The sequence below is a fragment of the Brevundimonas sp. LPMIX5 genome, from assembly GCF_003576505.1.
Classification (GTDB): domain Bacteria; phylum Pseudomonadota; class Alphaproteobacteria; order Caulobacterales; family Caulobacteraceae; genus Brevundimonas; species Brevundimonas naejangsanensis.
In genome coordinates this window covers 49,613-63,097 of the sequence record NZ_QWTZ01000004.1, presented here as the reverse complement: position 1 = coordinate 63,097, position 13,485 = coordinate 49,613, and the positions used below count along the sequence as shown (strand labels likewise).

The window sequence follows — 13,485 nt, the reverse complement described above, 5'->3', positions numbered from 1 at the left end:
GTCAGAGCAGATCGCGCAACCAGGCGATCAGCGGTTCATCGGCCGGAGGCATGGGATAGGCCGACAGCTTGTCCGGCTTCACCCAGGCCAGGCCCGCATGCTCGCGCGCCTCGACCACGCCGGACCAGCGCCGGCACAGATACAGTGGCATCAACAGGTGAAACGATTCGTAAGCGTGACTGGTAAACACGAAGGGGGCCAGGCAGGCCTCCTTCACGTCGATGCCCAGTTCTTCCTTCAGCTCGCGGATCAGGGCCGTCTCGGGCCGTTCGCCCGGCTCGACCTTGCCGCCGGGGAATTCCCACAGACCCGCCAACTGCTTGCCCTCGGGGCGTTTGGCGATCAGCACCCGGCCGTCTGGATCAATCAGGGCGACGGCGACGACGAGGACGGTGGGAACGGCAGGCGTCTCGCTCACGAGCGGTAGTCTCCGTTGATCTCGATGTAGCGCTTGGTCAGGTCGCAGGTCCAGACGGTGGCCGAGGCGCGGCCCGAGCCGACATGGACGGTGATGTCGATCTCGTCGTTCTTCATATAGGCGCTCATGACCGCCTCGTCGTAGTCAGGCGACGGGGCGCCGTCGACGGCGGCGACGTGGGGACCGAAGCGGATGGCCAGACGGTCGCGGTCGACCGCCTCCTCCGTCTTGCCCACAGCCATGACGATGCGGCCCCAGTTGGCGTCCTCGCCCGCGATGGCGGTCTTGACCAGCGGGCTGTCGGCGATCGACTTGGCCAGTTTGCGCGCCGAGGCGGGCGAAGCGGCGCCCTCGACCGTCACCTTGACGAACTTGGTCGCGCCCTCGCCGTCCTTGACCAGCTGGTGAGCCAGATCGAGCATGACTGCGTCCAGCGCGGCCGAGAATTCCTTCAGGCGGCGGTCGCCGACGCGGCCGATGCGCGGCGCGCCGGACGCGCCCGTGGCGAACAGCAGGGCCGTGTCATTGGTGGAGGTGTCGCCGTCTACCGTCACGCTGTTGAAGGTGGTGCGGACGTGCAGGTTCAACAGCGCCTTCAGCACCGGCGGGGCGATATCGGCGTCGGTGACGATGAAGGCCAGCATGGTCGCCATGTCCGGCGCGATCATGCCCGAGCCCTTGGCGATCCCGGCGATGCGGACCTTGACGCCCTCGATCTCACATTCTGCGTAAGAGCCCTTGGGGAAGGTGTCCGTGGTCATGATGCCCAGACCGGCCCTGGCCCAGTTGTCGGCTTTAAGACCGGCCTGAACCTCAGGCAGGCGGGCGGTGATCTTCTTGTCATCCAGCACCACGCCGATGACGCCGGTCGAGGCCAGCATGACGTCCCGCTGGCGGCAACCGAAGCGTTTGGCGAACTCCGACGCCGTGCGACGCGCCGCATCGGCGCCCGCCTTGCCGGTGAAGGCGTTGGCGCAGCCGGCGTTGACGATCAGCGCCCGAAACTCTTCGCCGCCCTTGTCGGCGTCCAGCTGGCGCTTGCACCAGTCGACCGGGGCAGAGCCGACCTTGTGCCGGGTGAAGACGCCTGCACACGACGCGCCTTCGGGAAAGTGAAAGACCACCAGATCGTCGCGCTCATGCTTGTAAAAGCCCGCGCGCGCGGTCGCGATCTCGACCCCGCCGATCGACGCAATGGCCGGAAAGGGCACGGCCAGCGGCGAGATCATCAGGCCCGGCTTGCCCGGCGCCGAGGCCTTGGCCGGCGTCGACCCGGCCGACTGGGCCGCACGCTTCAGGGCCGAGGCCAACGGGTCCAGCGCCTTTTCGATGGCGGTTTCGATCTTCTTGCCGGTCGAGGCGGACTTGGACGGCGGCTGGCTCATGGGGCGTTTCCGGCGGGGGGAGGAACGGTGACTTTATCGACGGGCGCAGCGACGGCGACGGCGGGCGGCGGCGCCTTCGTGTCATTCAGGCTGATTTCGACCTCGGCCTTGCCGCGAAGTTGCTCCAGCAACTGGCGCACGCCTTCATAGGTCAGATATCGGACAATCTGCGGCCGGGCCTGCTCCAGCGTCGGCGGCGTCTCGACGCGTCGGTCCTCGACCTTGAGCACGGCCCAGCCCGTCTCGGTCTGGATCGGGCCGACGACCTGACCCGGCGTCTTACCCTGCAGGGCCGTCGCATAGACCCCCGGCAGAACGTCCAGCGTCGAATAGCCCAGATCGCCGCCGGAATAGCGTGTGGCGTCGTCGATGGAGCGTTGAGCGGCTACGGCCTCGAACGCCGCCCCCTGCCCCAGCACGCCCAGCACGGCGTCGGCCTGCTCCTTGGTCGGCGCCAGGATCAGCCGCACGCGGACTTCTTCGGTGGCGCGCGCCAGACGCTGCTGCTCGGCGTAGAGGCGTTCGACCGCCTGTTCCGAAACAGCGCCGGAGACCACCTTTTCCACCAGCATGTCGCCCAGAATGCGTTCGCGCACGGCCTGCAGGCGACGCTGGGCGGCCGGGCTGGAATCCAGTCCGCGACGCTCGGCCTCGGCGGCCAGAAGCTTCTGATCCACCACCTCGTCCATCACCCGGCGGAACAGTTCGGAGGAGACATCGAGAGGATCGTCCTCGCCGATCAGCCCTTGCGCCACCGCCTCGCGCCGCACGTCCGAGGCCCAGACGGCGCGGTCGTTGACCTTGGCCACCACCCGGTCGTTCTTTTCCGGCGCAGCCTCGTCGCCGCCCCGCCCACAGGCGGCCACGCCCATCGCCAGCCCGACGGCGACGACCAGAAACAGGCTTGTGAGGGGACGCCGCGCTCGCATCGGACGCTCCGGGCAAGGGTCTGGGGACAGGTCGCCGGGGCGACCGTTCGCGCCTGCGCGGCGCCGCCTTAAAAAGGCCCTCGCGTTGACAGGGGTAAGGGCGGTGCTTAAGTCCCGCCTGCGCCCAAGTCGAGGGATTTTCGATCGTATGCGCGGCCCTTCGCGCGCCCTGACTGCAGGGAAGGCCTGGGGCTGGCGTGATCGCGGCCTCCCGACCGGGCGAAACCTGTCTTTCTCAGAGCCTTCAGCCGCTCGACCGCCTGACCCGGATCGCCCATGCTCGGCTTCGCCAAGAAACTTCTCGGTTCCTCCAACGACCGCAAGGTCAAGGCCTTCCAGGCCCAGGTCCAGAAGATCAACGCCCTTGAACCCAAGTTCGAGGCCTTCTCTGACGACGAACTGCGCATGATGACGCAGACTTTCCGGGATCGCGTCGAAGCCGGCGAAAGCCTGGACAAGCTGCAGAACGAGGCCTTCGCCGTCGTGCGCGAAGCCTCCAAGCGCGTGCTGGGCCAGCGTCAGTACGACGTGCAGATGGCCGGCGGCATGATCCTGCACGAAGGCGGCATCGCCGAGATGCGGACCGGCGAAGGCAAGACCCTGGTGGCCGTGGCCCCGGTCTATCTGAACGCCCTGGCGGGCAAGGGCGTTCACGTCGTCACCGTCAACGACTACCTGGCCCGGCGCGACGCCGAGACCATGGGCAAGGTCTACCGCTTCCTGGGCCTTGAGGTCGGCGTCATCGTCAACGGCCTGTCGCAGGGTCAGCGCCAGATGGCCTATCAGGCCGACATCACCTACGGCACCAATAACGAGTTCGGCTTCGACTATCTGCGCGACAACCTGGTTTACGACCGTCGCGAGATGGTGCAGCGCGGCCACCACTTCGCCATCGTCGACGAAGTGGACTCCATCCTGATCGACGAGGCGCGCACGCCGCTGATCATCTCGGGCCCGACCGAGGACCGCTCAGACCTGTACAAGATCGTCGACGCCCTGGTGAAGGAACTGGTCAAGGACAAGGACACCTACGACCTCGACGAGAAGCAGCGCCAGGCCCTGCTGACCGAGCTGGGCTCGGAACGCATGGAGCAGGTGCTGGAGGAAGGCGGCCACTTCGCCGAGGACACCGTCGACCTGTACGACCCGGCCAATGTCAGCCTGGTCCACCACGTCAACCAGGCCCTGCGCGCCAACACCCTTTATCAGCGCGACAAGGACTACATCATCAAGGACGGCGAGATCGTCCTGATCGACGAATTCACCGGCCGCATGATGACGGGCCGTCGCCTGTCCGAAGGTCTTCACCAGGCCATCGAAGCCAAGGAAGACGTCAAGATCATGCCCGAGAACCAGACCCTGGCCTCGGTGACGATCCAGAACTATTTCCGCCTCTACGAAAAGCTGTCCGGCATGACCGGCACCGCCGCGACCGAGGCCCAGGAATTCCTCGACATCTACAAGATGGACGTCCTGGAAGTGCCGACCAACCGTCCGATCCTGCGCAAGGACTACGACGACGAGGTCTACCGCACCTTCGCCGAGAAGAACCGCGCCATCGCCGCCCAGATCGCCGACTGCTATGTCCGCGGCCAGCCGATCCTGGTCGGCACGGTGTCGATCGAAAAGTCCGAAGAACTGTCCGACCTGCTGAAAACCTACGACTATCAGGTCGAGGTTTCGCGCAAGGTGAAGCCCGAGTACGAAGGCCGCGAGAAGGAAGCCCAGAAGGTCGGCGACCTGGCCTATGACGTCGAATACGTCACCGGCCGCGGCATCCCGCACAATGTCCTGAACGCGCGCCAGCACGAGCAGGAAGCCTACATCGTCGCTGAAGCGGGCCTGCCGCACGCGGTGACCATCGCCACCAACATGGCCGGCCGCGGCACCGACATCCAGCTGGGCGGCAACCTGGACATGCGTATCCAGCGCTGGGTTCAGGAACAGCGCAACATGGCGATGGAGGTCCCGCCCGAGGCGCTGGCCGACAAGGAAACCGAGTTCAAGGCCGAGATCGCCGCCGCCCGGGAAAAGGCCCTGCTCGCCGGGGGCCTGTTCGTTCTGGGCACCGAGCGCCACGAAAGCCGCCGCATCGACAACCAGCTGCGCGGCCGGACCGGCCGTCAGGGCGACCCCGGCACCTCGAAATTCTACCTGTCGTGTGAAGACGACCTGCTGCGCATCTTCGCCGGCGACCGCCTGGACGCCATCATGCGCCAGTTCGGCGTGGCCGAGGGCGAGGCCATCAGCCACCCCTGGCTGAACCGCGCCGTCGAGACGGCCCAGAAGCGCGTCGAAGCCCGCAACTACGACATGCGCAAGAACGTGCTGAAGTACGACGACGTCGTGAACGACCAGCGCAAGGCCGTGTTCGAACAGCGCCAGGAGTTCATGGACTCCACCGACCTGTCGGAACTGGTCGCCGATTTCCGCAGCGACGTGATCAACGACCTGGTCGAACGCTATATGCCGCCCAAGGCCTATGCCGAGCAGTGGGACATCGACGGTCTGGACGAGAAGGTCCGCTCGACGCTGGGCCTGGAGCTGCCGCTGCATGACTGGGCCGCCGAAGAAGGCGTCTCCAACGAAGAGATCGAAGAGCGCATCACCGTCGCCGCCGACGCCCGCGCCGCCGAGCGTCTGGAGCTGATCGGCGCCGATCAGACGCGCGGCCTCGAAAAGCAGTTCATGCTGCAGATGATCGACATGCAGTGGCGCGAGCACCTGGTCCACCTGGACCACCTGCGCGGCGTCATCGGCCTGCGCGGTTACGGCCAGCGCGACCCGCTGAACGAATACAAGACCGAAGCCTTCAACCTGTTCGAGACGCTGCTGCACGACCTGCGCCACAACGTCACGCGCTGGCTGATGACGGTCGAGTTCCAGTTCCAGGCGCCGCCGGCGATGGAAATGCCCGAGTTCCAGGAAATCCACCTGAATCCCGGCACCGGCGAGAACGAAATGGCCAACCCGATGGCCCAGAACCCGGAAGGCATGCTGACCGGCGATGATCGTTCGAAACTGCCGGTCGAGGCCCTGCCCGCCGACTGGGAGCGCACCAGCCGCAACGCCGACTGCCCCTGCGGCTCGGGCCGCAAGTTCAAGCACTGCCACGGCAGTTTGATTTAAGGGCGCGCTGACGCGCGCGGCGCTACGCTCGCTGCTTGAGCGCCGAAGGCTGAGTTGAGAGAGGCGGGTTCGCGCAGGCGGCCCGCCTTTTTCTTTGGCCCGTGACGCGGCCCATCATGCGCGTTAGCCTGCCCTCATGAACTACAAGCCCCTGTTCTCGCGCGCGCTCGGTCTTGATCCCGAGCGCCTGCATTTCGCCGCCCACAGCCACCATCTGTGGCCTGACGCCAGTTTCGACGGCCAGGTCCGGGCCTGGGCCGAGGCCAATCGTTTCGCCGATCGCAAATGGGACCTGATCTTCGGCGAGGTCATCCCCGAGGCTCAGGGACACGTCGCGCGCGAGCTAAGCCTGCCCTCTCCCGACAGCCTGATTTTCGCACCAAACACCCATGAGATCCTGCTGCGCATCGTCTCAGCGGTCGACAAGGCGCCCGTGCGCATCCTGGCCACCGACGGCGAGTTCCACTCCTTCCGCCGCCAGTCGGAGCGCTGGGAAGAGGCCGGTCAGGCCGTCGTCACCCGCGTGCCCCTGGGCCCGTTCGAGACCTTCGCCGAGCGGTTCGTCGCGGCGGCGCAAGCGGGCGGGCACGATCTGATCTTCGTCAGCCAGGTCTTCTTCCGTACCGGCGGCCTGTTCGATCGCATCGCCGAACTGGCGGAACTGGCCGACCCGGCGGGGCCGTGGGTCGTCGTGGACGGCTATCACGGCTTCATGGCGACGCCGACCGACCTGTCGACTGTGGCGGACAAGATCTTCTATCTGGCGGGCGGCTATAAATACGCCATGGCGGGTGAAGGCGCCTGCTTCCTGCACGCCCCGCCCGGCTTCGGGCCGCGCCCCGTCGTGACCGGCTGGTTCGCCGAGTTCGGCCATCTGGAAGGCCCGCCCGGCGGCGTTCAATACCGCACCGACGGCGGCCGGTTCTGGGGCGCCACCTTCGACGCCAGCGCACTTTACCGTTTCAACGCCGTGCGCGCGATGCTGGATCAGCACGGCCTGACCACAGCGATGATCGCCGACCACGCGCGCGGCCTTCAGGCGCGGTTCCAGGCGGCGATTGAAGGCGGAGAAGCGGGCGGCCTGTCACAGGCCGACATCCTGAACCCGGTCGACGGCGAGGCTCCCCGCGCCCGCTTCCTGGCCCTTCGCCACGCCGACGCTCCGCCCTGGAAGACGGCACTGCAGGAGATGAACGTCATCGCTGATGTGCGCGACGACGTCATCCGTTTCGGCTTCAGCCTGTATCAGAGCGAGGAAGACGTGGAGCGGCTGATCCACGCCTGCGCCCGGCTGGACTAGGTTTCAGAAGAACAGGCTGTCGGCGTCTCGGCGAGCCTCGGGCGGATCGGTACGGCGCGGTTGACGCTCGCGGCGGGGCGCCGGGGCTGAGGCAGGCGGCGTCGCCCGCGCAGGCTGTGCGGTCGCTGTCGGCGCCGGGTCGCCCGGCAGTCGTGGCGTCGGGGTCGCACGTGGGGTCGGCGCGGCGGCTGCTGGCGGCGGCGGCGCGCTCGCCTCGGCTTTCGGCGGCGGGCCCAGCGTCGGATATTTCGGCGCAGGCGGCAGGCGCGGGCGGCGCGCGGGCGGCGCCGCAGCCGGGGCGGTCAGCACGGCTTCCGCGTCAGGCGACGGGGCCTCAAGCGACGGGGCCTCAAGCGCCTGACGCGCCTGGGTTCGCGCGCGGGGGCTGTCGCAACGGCACAGAACCAGATCCTCGCCCTCGCGCCACAGGATCAGCGGTCGGCGCGGCGGCTCGGCCCAACGTTGGGCCAGGCCGGCCAGATTCTTCTCCAACGCCTCATCGGCGGCGGCCGGGATGGCGCGGACCTCATGCCCCTGCGCCTCCCATAGCGGCGCCGTCTGCGCCAGCCAGTCCCGCCCCGCGCCGTCCGGGTCGTAGACATAGACGGGTGTCAGGCCGAAGGCCGCCGGACCCGCCGCCTGCTCCAGCCGCGCCTCCAGCCCTTCAGGCGGCGTCAGGCGCTGAAGATCGTGCCGCGCCACGCCCAGCCACCAGGCCGCCAGAACCACGCCGAGCAACAGCAGACCCAGCACGACGCCGATCAGCGTCCCGAGCAGCAGGCGCGGCCAGTCCGTATGAGAGGATGAGTTCAGGGCGGCGGAGGTCATCGCCGCCAAGGCCTAGCACCGAATGGCGCGGCTGTCAGACCGCCAGATCCAGCAGGGCGTCGCGCGTCAGCTCGACATGGGTCATGGGGAACAGGTGGCCGCCGCCCGCCACGGTCTCGACCTCGACATTCCGGCGGCGCGACGACGGCGCGACGGCGCACAAGGCCCCTGTCTCAGCCTTGAGAATCCGCACGGCGCCCGGATAGCTCGCCAGAGCCCGCCAGGGATCGTGCGCCTGTGCGGCGTAGTTGGACGCCTCCCAGGCCGGGTCGCAGGCCAGCTCCAGCCCGCGATCCGTCTCGACGAGACCGTCGGCCAGATAGTCGGCCAGCATCATGTCCGGCCAGCCCTTGAAAGCGCCGCGTCCGCGATAGGCGCTCATCGCCTGTTCACGGCTGTCGAACAGGGCGCGGCGGCGCAGGGTGTTGGCGACGATGGGAAAGCGCTGGGACAGCAGGCCGGCGAGCGGCAGGTTCATCGCCCACACCATCTCGCGACGCCAGACGACAGGATCGAGCAGCAACAGACGCGAGACCCGATCCGGGCGCTCGGCGGCGGCCATCAGGCCGCTGGTCCCACCGATGGAATGGCCGGCCAGAGCGACGGGCGGGCCGTCGATCGCCTCCAGAAGGCAGATCAGGTCGTCGCGATGATCCTTCCAACTGCGGCGGCCGTCGGGAAGAGCGGGCAGACGCGTCCGGCCGTGACCGCGCAGATCCGGCGCCCAGATGCGCAGCGCGCCCGACAGCGGCTGTAGCAGGGAGCGGTATGTCAGGGCGTTGAAGCCGTTGGCGTGGACGAAGATCAGGTCAACCGGCCGCTTGGGATCGCCGAAGTCCAGCACGGCCATGTCGCCCGCGCCCCAGCGATTGTCGATCGGCACGCTGATCCGGCGCGGCGCCGACAGGGCCAAGGCGTCCATCGAGTTCAGGCCGCCACGCGGCAGGCGCCGCACCGGCCGTGGCCTTCGATCGTGGTGCGCTCGATCGCATAGCCCGCCTTCGCGGCCGCCTGGGCGATCACATCGGCGCCGGGGACCGCCACCTCTTCGGTGGCGCCGCAGCAGTCGCAGATCAGGAAGGCCGCCGCATGGCCGCCTGGCGCGCAGGCGTCGGCCGTGCAGGCGACGTAGGCGCTGATGGAGGCGATGCGGTGGGCCAGACCTCGCTTCTCAAGGAACTCAAGGGCGCGATAGACGGTCGGCGGCTTGGCCGCCTGACCATCGACGCCATAGCGGGCGATCAGGTCATAGGCCTTGACCGGCTCGGCGGCCGACAGCAGCAGTTCAAGCACGCGGCGGCGCGGGGCGGTCATACGGTCGCCATCGGCCGAAAACCGCGCCTCGACGGCGGCGATCGCCCGTTCGACCTCGGCGGCGCCGGGTCGGCTGTCGATATGATCATGATCGCAGGCGTCGCCCATGAGCTAAGAGCTAGGGGGTCCGGAGCCGCGCCGCAACCGGGACCGCGCGCCGCAGGCTCGATCGGGGCTCATTGTGGCCAAACAGCGGCGTTTGCGGCGGCCCCGGCCTTGGGCTAGAAGAACCGTCCTTTCTGTTCAGAAGACCCTATTTCATGACCGACGCGACCCAAGCGAACAGCCCCCTGTCGGGCACTGTCCTGTTCTATTCCCAGCCCGAGCCGCTGTCGGCTGACGTGCACGGCAAGCTGGGCGTGACGCCCGCGGACAAGCCCTACGCCTTCGTGGCCCAGACCCACGTCGTGCCGCTGACGGTGACGGAGTTCGCCCCGGCCGCCCTGTCCTATCCGATCATCTTCGTCGGCGACGCCAAGCAGCCGGTCGCCGCCATGGGCCTGAACCAGGCCGAGAACCTGTTCATCGAGAACGGCGACTTCCGCCCCGACGCCTATATCCCGGCCTATGTCCGCCGCTACCCCTTCGTCTTCGCCAATGACGAAGAGCAGAAGCGCATGGTGCTGTGCATCGACCGCGCCGCCCCCTTTGTTGTCGAAGGCGGCGAGACGCCCCTGTTCGAAAACGGCCAGCCCAGCGGCTACGTCAACTTCGGCATGGAGTTCTGCAACAACTTCGAGCAGGAGCGCGCACGCACCGAGTCCTTCGTCAACCTGCTCAAGGAACTGGACCTGTTCGAGGTGCGTGAAGCCACCTTCACCCCGCGCAACGCCGACGGCTCGCCCGGCGCGCCTCAAAAGATCGCCGAATACTTCGCCGTGTCGGAAGACAAGCTGAAGGCCCTGCCGGTCGAGAAGCTGGCCGAACTGCGCGACAACGGCGCCTTGGGCCAGATCTACGCCCATCTGGTGTCGCTGCTGGGCTGGGACCGTCTGATCGCCATGGCCCTGACCCGCTCCGCCTCGCAGCCGGTCGCCGCCAACGCTTGATTAAGAGCCTAACGCGCATTCGCGCTGCTTGAGGCTTCTTTGAAGCGGGCCTAACGCGCATTCGCGCTGCTTGAGGCCCGGATAAAGCGATGAAATGAAGACGCCCCGTCAGGCTGCTGGCGGGGCGTTTTTCGGCTATGCCACAAGGGGAAAAGGGGTTTAGCGGCGGGCCACGAGGGCGCGGGTCAGGCAGGAGAAGACCAGTCGGCCCGCCTCGTCCAGAATGTCCTGCTGGGCGATGACCACGCCCTTTTCGTCGCCGACCGGGTCCTTGCCCATCACCGTCAGCCGTCCGCGCAGCAACTCGCCCGCCGGAGGATTGCGCAGGAAGCGCAGGCCATCCACCGCCAGGGTCTTGGACCCCGCCCAGCCGCCCATGCGGTCGGCGGACAGGCGGCTCCACAGGGCGTAGACCATGGCCTCGGGCGCGCCATAGGCGACGTCCCACCCCGGCAGGAAGCGTTCGGCGAACAGGTCCAGCGCCGCCGCATCGACGGCGCAAGCGCCCAGCGGTATGACCTGGCCGATCTCGAGATCCTCGAAATGGACATGCAACGGTTCGGTCATGCGCGGTTCTTCCTCGCTCAGGCCGCCGGCTCCTCCGACACCCGGACCATCAGCTTGCCGTCATGGTCGCCGGTGAACAAGCGATTCAGCGAGCCGACGGCCCCTTCCAGGCCGTCGTCGACGTGCACCTTCCACTGGACCTTGCCGTCGGCCAGCCACGGGCCCATTTCGGCGACCATTTCCTTGGCGCGGTGGGCGTAGTCGAGGACCAGGAAGCCCTGCACGTCCAGACGGTGGGTGATGATGCGCGAGAAATTGGGCGAAGGCGGCATCCGCGTGGCGTTATAGGCCGAGATCAGGCCGCAGACGGCCATGCGGCCGTGCACCTTCAGCCGGTTCCAGACGGCGATCATGATGTCGCCGCCGACGTTCTCGAAATTGAGGTCGATCCCGTCGGGCGCCAGGCGGTCCAGGGCGTCGCCCACATCCTCGCTCTTGTAATCAACGGCGCCGTCGAAACCGAGCTCTTCGGTCAGCCAGCGGCATTTCTCGGCGCCGCCGGCGATGCCGATGACGCGGCAGCCGCGCTGCTTGGCCACCTGCCCGGCGATGGAGCCGACCGCGCCCGCCGCCGCCGAGATGACCAGGGTCTCGCCCGCCTTGGCTTTCAGCACGTCGGTGACGCCGAAATAGGCCGTCATGCCGGTCATCCCCAGGACGGAGAGATTGGCGGTCAGCGGCAGGCCCGGCGCGCGGTGGACGGGGCGCAGCCCCGCCTCGGCCACGACGGCGTAATCGGCCCAGGCGCCGGACAGAGGCGTGACCAGATCGCCTTCCTTGAACCGCTCGCCGCGTGACTGCTCGACCACCCCCAGCGTCAGCCCGCGCATGACGTCGCCCAACCCCACCGGCGGCAGATAGCCTTCGGAATCATTCATCCACGTGCGGTTCGTCGGGTCGATCGACAGATAGATCGTGCGGACCAGGACCTCTCCGTCCTTCAGGTTGGGCACGACGCTTTCGGCCAGTTCCAGATCACCCTCCTGAATCAGCCCATGCGGTCGGCGACGCAGGATCCACTGTCGGTTGCGCAAGCTCATCAGTCTGTCTCCCATCAGGGTTTTCTTTCAGAACCCATAGTGGCGCCTCTCGCCCGCAGAGCAAGCCGGCGAACGGCGACGCCTGATCCTCAGGCAAAAAAGAAGGCGGACCCTTTTTTGGGGATCCGCCAGGAGTCGCATCATCGAGAATGAGGCGAGAGCAAAGACCGACCATGCGGTCGGCGGGGGAATCGCTCTCGGCGATCAGATAACGGCGCGCAGGCGAGTCAGTTCCCGTCGTCGAATCCGCCTGAACCCGCCGGATTGGATTGGAGCGGAACGGCCGGGCGCCCGCGACGTTCGCCTTGGGACACCGCCGATAAGACGAATAGACAAGGACGCGAGCCGATGACGCATCAAGACCCGCACTCCCACTCCGCCGACGCCGTGGAAACCCATCACGCCGTCGAGGCCCAGTATGTACGCCAGGGCCGGGGCGGACGGCGCATCCTCATGCTGCTGATCATATCGGCGGGGGCGGCCGCTGTGTTGCTGCTCGGCCTCTGGGCGGTGAACAACGCCAGCCTGCGTCAAACCGCCGAGGAAGCCAGCATGACGCCTGAGGCGCCGCCCGTCGTGGACACCGACCGGGCCGCCCGCAGCGCCGGCCCGGAGGCGACGCCGCCGCCGGTCGACGCTTCTCCCGCCGCCTGAGCTTCCGCCCGGCAAAAAAGGGCCCCGCCGCAGCGGAGCCCTTCAAAGGGGTCGGGGGCGCCGCCCTGCTCAGGCGGCCGCCTTCTGGCGCGAGGGATGGAAGAAGAGCGCCTGGCTGATCGCCGCCTTCACCGTTTCCGGCTGGAACGGCTTGGTGATCAGGAAGGTCGGCTCGGGCCTTTCGCCGGTCAGCAGCCGCTCAGGGAAGGCGGTGATGAAGATGACCGGCACGTCGAACTTGCGCAGGATATCCTTGACCGCGTCGATGCCCGAAGACCCGTCCGCCAGTTGGATATCGGCCAGAACCAGCCCCGGCGCATGCCGCGAAACCGCGTCCACGGCCTCATCGTGAGTGGTGGCGGTGCCGGTGACGCGGTGGCCCAGCTCCTTCACCAGGCTTTCGATGTCGGCCGAGATGATCGCCTCGTCTTCGATGATCAGCACGTCGGTGGCCAGTTCGGCGTCGATGTCGGACTGGGCCTCGGAGATCAGGCGCTCGACCGTGCGCGGATCGACGGCCAGGATCTGGGCGGCCTCGGACGGCGTAAAGCCCTCCAGCGCCGTCAGCAGGAAGGCCTGACGCGACTGGGGCGCAATGCGCAGCAGGCGACGCGATGCGTCATCGCCTTCGGCCGCTCCGCCGCTTTCCAGCTGGGCCCCGGTGCTGGACCAGATGGTGTGAAAGACGTGATAGAGCGCCACCCGCGGCGTCATGTCGGCGGGCAGTTGCCGCTCGCCCGCCGCCAGCGCCTCAAGCGCGACGCGGACATAGTTGTCGCCCGTGCTCTGATCGCCCGTCAGGGCGCGAGCGTAACGGCGAACATAGGGCAGATGCGGCGCAAGTCTGGCCAGAAGACTCATATGTATTTCCC

The 13,485-nt window shown here is 67.6% G+C and carries 13 protein-coding genes; 4 read left to right on the top strand and 9 right to left on the bottom strand.

Going from position 1 to position 13,485, the window contains the following annotated elements; all coding sequences use genetic code 11:
- Position 1: 1 nt before the first annotated feature.
- The 3 genes from D1604_RS05325 to D1604_RS05315 are packed head-to-tail and all read right to left on the bottom strand — an operon-like array spanning position 2 to position 2,732.
- Positions 2-418, bottom strand: coding sequence for a (deoxy)nucleoside triphosphate pyrophosphohydrolase (locus D1604_RS05325; protein WP_003168254.1), 417 nt, complete (start codon positions 416-418; stop codon positions 2-4).
- Positions 415-1,803 carry a bifunctional glutamate N-acetyltransferase/amino-acid acetyltransferase ArgJ gene (argJ, locus tag D1604_RS05320; protein ID WP_119412523.1) on the bottom strand — a complete coding sequence of 463 codons (1,389 nt, stop codon included), beginning with the start codon at positions 1,801-1,803 and terminating at the stop codon, positions 415-417. Before argJ ends, D1604_RS05325 begins: the two co-directional genes overlap by 4 nt.
- Entirely contained in the window at positions 1,800-2,732 is a 933-nt protein-coding gene (locus D1604_RS05315) for a peptidylprolyl isomerase (protein ID WP_119412522.1), read from the bottom strand. The genes argJ and D1604_RS05315 overlap by 4 nt, the downstream gene beginning before the upstream one ends.
- Before the next feature lie 276 nt (positions 2,733-3,008).
- Between D1604_RS05315 and secA the strand changes: the two genes are divergently transcribed.
- Together secA and D1604_RS05305 are read left to right on the top strand one after the other, a co-directional pair.
- The gene (gene secA / locus D1604_RS05310; RefSeq protein ID WP_119412521.1) at positions 3,009-5,861 is read left to right on the top strand and encodes a preprotein translocase subunit SecA; all 2,853 of its coding nucleotides are present in this window, start codon (positions 3,009-3,011) and stop codon (positions 5,859-5,861) included.
- 136 nt (positions 5,862-5,997) lie between these two features.
- Positions 5,998-7,161, top strand: coding sequence for a kynureninase/PvdN C-terminal domain-containing protein (locus tag D1604_RS05305; RefSeq protein ID WP_119412520.1), 1,164 nt, complete (start codon positions 5,998-6,000; stop codon positions 7,159-7,161).
- A gap of 3 nt (positions 7,162-7,164) precedes the next feature.
- On the opposite strand, the gene D1604_RS05300 is transcribed toward D1604_RS05305, so the two are convergent.
- The 3 genes from D1604_RS05300 to D1604_RS05290 are packed head-to-tail and all read right to left on the bottom strand — an operon-like array spanning position 7,165 to position 9,411.
- Positions 7,165-7,989, bottom strand: coding sequence for a hypothetical protein (locus D1604_RS05300; protein WP_119412519.1), 825 nt, complete (start codon positions 7,987-7,989; stop codon positions 7,165-7,167).
- A gap of 34 nt (positions 7,990-8,023) precedes the next feature.
- Positions 8,024-8,911: an alpha/beta fold hydrolase gene (locus tag D1604_RS05295; RefSeq protein ID WP_199683715.1), complete on the bottom strand. Its 888-nt coding sequence runs from the start codon at positions 8,909-8,911 to the stop codon at positions 8,024-8,026.
- Between the two features lie 5 nt (positions 8,912-8,916).
- Positions 8,917-9,411 (bottom strand): Fur family transcriptional regulator, encoded by a 495-nt coding sequence (locus tag D1604_RS05290; protein WP_024355192.1) that lies wholly within the window; start codon positions 9,409-9,411, stop codon positions 8,917-8,919.
- Positions 9,412-9,563: 152 nt separating this feature from the next.
- Between D1604_RS05290 and D1604_RS05285 the strand changes: the two genes are divergently transcribed.
- Positions 9,564-10,352 carry a SapC family protein gene (locus D1604_RS05285; protein WP_119412517.1) on the top strand — a complete coding sequence of 263 codons (789 nt, stop codon included), beginning with the start codon at positions 9,564-9,566 and terminating at the stop codon, positions 10,350-10,352.
- A 159-nt stretch (positions 10,353-10,511) separates the two neighbouring features.
- On the opposite strand, the gene D1604_RS05280 is transcribed toward D1604_RS05285, so the two are convergent.
- Together D1604_RS05280 and D1604_RS05275 are read right to left on the bottom strand one after the other, a co-directional pair.
- Positions 10,512-10,919: a MaoC family dehydratase gene (locus tag D1604_RS05280; RefSeq protein ID WP_024355194.1), complete on the bottom strand. Its 408-nt coding sequence runs from the start codon at positions 10,917-10,919 to the stop codon at positions 10,512-10,514.
- Between the two features lie 17 nt (positions 10,920-10,936).
- Entirely contained in the window at positions 10,937-11,959 is a 1,023-nt protein-coding gene (locus tag D1604_RS05275) for an NADP-dependent oxidoreductase (RefSeq protein WP_119412516.1), read from the bottom strand.
- Between the two features lie 348 nt (positions 11,960-12,307).
- Here D1604_RS05275 and D1604_RS05270 point away from each other — a divergent pair, with 348 nt between their 5' ends.
- Positions 12,308-12,613, top strand: a complete 306-nt coding sequence (locus D1604_RS05270) for a hypothetical protein (RefSeq protein ID WP_119412515.1) — start codon at positions 12,308-12,310, stop codon at positions 12,611-12,613.
- A 69-nt stretch (positions 12,614-12,682) separates the two neighbouring features.
- Here D1604_RS05270 and phyR read toward each other — a convergent pair whose 3' ends face one another.
- Positions 12,683-13,474: an anti-anti sigma factor/receiver protein PhyR gene (gene phyR / locus D1604_RS05265; protein ID WP_024355197.1), complete on the bottom strand. Its 792-nt coding sequence runs from the start codon at positions 13,472-13,474 to the stop codon at positions 12,683-12,685.
- Positions 13,475-13,485 lie beyond the last annotated feature (11 nt).